The organism is Streptomyces prasinopilosus, assembly GCF_001419695.1.
In the GTDB taxonomy this organism is placed as follows: Bacteria; Actinomycetota; Actinomycetes; order Streptomycetales; family Streptomycetaceae; genus Streptomyces; species Streptomyces prasinopilosus.
In genome coordinates this window covers 1-2467 of the sequence record NZ_LIRG01000292.1, presented here as the reverse complement: position 1 = coordinate 2467, position 2467 = coordinate 1, and the positions used below count along the sequence as shown (strand labels likewise).

At 73.5% G+C, this 2467-nt stretch carries 4 protein-coding genes; 1 reads left to right on the top strand and 3 read right to left on the bottom strand.

Features of this window, described 5'->3' with window-relative positions:
• Both AOK18_RS33600 and arfB read right to left on the bottom strand, forming a co-directional pair.
• Positions 1-217 (bottom strand): hypothetical protein (locus AOK18_RS33600; protein ID WP_206281539.1); only part of this gene is annotated, 217 nt, incomplete at its 3' end.
• Between the two features lie 236 nt (positions 218-453).
• Entirely contained in the window at positions 454-891 is a 438-nt protein-coding gene (arfB, locus tag AOK18_RS13490) for an alternative ribosome rescue aminoacyl-tRNA hydrolase ArfB (RefSeq protein WP_055573613.1), read from the bottom strand.
• Between the two features lie 145 nt (positions 892-1036).
• Between arfB and AOK18_RS13485 the strand changes: the two genes are divergently transcribed.
• Positions 1037-1612, top strand: a complete 576-nt coding sequence (locus AOK18_RS13485; protein WP_055694502.1) for a TerD family protein — start codon at positions 1037-1039, stop codon at positions 1610-1612.
• Positions 1613-1801: 189 nt separating this feature from the next.
• Here the strand turns inward: AOK18_RS13485 and AOK18_RS13480 are convergent.
• Positions 1802-2467: M1 family metallopeptidase (locus tag AOK18_RS13480; protein ID WP_167738687.1), on the bottom strand; the 666-nt coding region annotated here is incomplete at its 5' end.

Here is a 2467-nt window from a genome sequence, read left to right as displayed (position 1 = left end):
GCTCCGACTGGCTCCGACTGATCATGGACGGTGACCGCGCGGCCGGCTTCCTGACGGCCTTCCCCGGCATCGACCGGCCCGAGGACGGCGGCAGCGTCGTCCGCCCGGACCTGCGGCGGCTGAGCAGCGCGGCGGAGGAGCAGGGCGGGGGGTGCGGCCGCTTCGCCGCGGAGTCGGTCACCGCCTGGTCCGCGCCCGGGGCGGCAAGGAGTTCCACGTCACCTGGCACCCCGGGGAGGACGGCCCGGAACGCTTCCACCTCGGGCCGGGCTTCCGCGGGAACGGGGAGGTCGTCGAGGGGGAGACGGCCGGGGTGCCGGACCCGGCCCGACGGCGGCCCGTCGCGGCCCCGCGCGGATCGCCCTCGCCCGCACGCACCGCTCCCGGCCCGTGTGCATCACCTCCGGCGCGCGCGTCGCCCCCGGCCCGCGCGGATCGGCTCCGGCGCGCGGGTCACCCCCAGTCGCGCGCGGAGCGCCCCCGCTTCGTCTCCGAGCGCTGCTTCTTCTCCCGCAGCCGGCGTTCGTTGATGCCGCGCGGGACGCGGGTCGGCCTGCGGGGCCGGGGCGGGGGCGCGGTGGCCTCGGCGAGGAGCGCCGCGAGGCGCACCGCGGCGGTCTCGCGGTTGCGCCACTGGGAGCGGTGCTCGGAGGCCCGGACGGTGACGACGCCGTCGGACAGCCGCTCCGCCAGCCGCTCCAGCGCCCGCTCCTTCCACACCTCGGGCAGCGCCTCGGTGGCGGCGAGGTCGAAACGCAGCTCGACCCGGGAGTCGCTGGTGTTCACGTGCTGGCCGCCGGGCCCCGACGAACGCGAGAAACGCCACATGAGCTCGGCCTCGGGCAGGAGGACGGAGCCGCGGATGACATGGGGACCGGACATGCCGTCCATGGTCCCGCTCCCGACCGGTCCGCGTCACCCGAATATCCCGGGTAAAGAAAGTAAAGCCACCTGGAACCTCGCGCGTCCCTCTCGCGTTCAAGGGGGTAGCTGTAGCTTCTTAGCCGTACGTACACGAGGGAAGGGACTCCCAACAATGGCTGTAAGCCTGTCCAAGGGTGGCAACGTCTCGCTCACCAAGGAGGCTCCGGGCCTGACCGCCGTCACCGTGGGTCTCGGCTGGGACGTCCGCACCACCACCGGCACCGACTTCGACCTCGACGCCTCCGCGATCGCGGTCAACCCGCAGGGCAAGGTGTACTCGGACAGTCACTTCGTCTTCTTCAACAACAAGCAGACCCCGGACAACACCATCGTCCACACCGGCGACAACCGCACCGGTGAGGGCGAGGGCGACGACGAGCAGATCAACGTCAACCTGGCCGCCCTCCCGGCCGACATCGACAAGATCGTCTTCCCGGTCTCGATCTACGACGCCGAGAGCCGCAGCCAGAACTTCGGCCAGGTGCGCAACGCGTACATCCGCATCGTCAACCAGGCCGGCGGCGCCGAGATCGCCCGCTACGACCTGTCCGAGGACGCCTCCACCGAGACCGCCATGGTCTTCGGCGAGCTGTACCGGCACGGCGCCGAGTGGAAGTTCCGCGCCATCGGCCAGGGCTACGCCTCGGGCCTGCGCGGCATCGCGCAGGACTTCGGTGTGAACGTCTGACGGACGCCCCGCACCGCGCTTCGGAGCCCCCGGCCCGCCCCCTTCTCGGCGGCCGGGGGCTCCGCCACGGGCGGAGCGTGTTCCGGGGCCGCCGGGGGTGTCCCGGGGCTTCGGGAGCGCGGAGCCGCAGGACACCGCAGGAGCCGGGTTCCGGGGGGCCGCCGCAGGACTCCGGGGGCCATGGGGCCGTCAGGGCTCGGGCGGTCGCGCCGGTTTCCCCTCCCCGTACAGCCAGTCCGACCAGAGCGCCTCGAAGTCCTCGTCCGGGGCCGACCTCTCCACGTACGCCGTGAAGTCGGCGGTGTCCGCGTTGCCGTGGCGGTACTCGGCCGCCCAGCCGCGCAGGAGGGCGCGGAAGGCGCCGTCGCCGACCGTCCGCCGGATCATGTGCAGGACCATCGCGCCGCGCTGGTAGACGGGGACACCGGAGATGTGCGCCGCGCCGGGCGGTCGCGCGGGCGGGAACGACCAGACCGCCTCGTTCGCCGCCGCGTCGGGGAAGTACGTCCCGGCGTACAGCGCGTCGAAGGTCTCCTGGGCGGTGCCGTCCTCGTGGTCCTCCCGCCACAGCCACTCCGCGTAGGTCGCGAACCCCTCGTTGAGCCACATGTCCCGCCAGGTCTTCGGCGTGACGGAGTTGCCGTACCACTGGTGGGCCAGCTCGTGCACCAGGAGCGGGGTGCTGGGCGCCCCGGCGAACACGGGACGGTTCTGGGTCTCCAGGGCGTACCCGGCGTCCCCGGGCCGCTCGACGATCGCCCCCGCCGAGGAGAAGGGGTACGGGCCGAACCGGTCCTGCGCCCACTCCACGGCCTCCGGGAGCCGCGCCAGCACCGCGCGGCTCCCGGAGGCCGT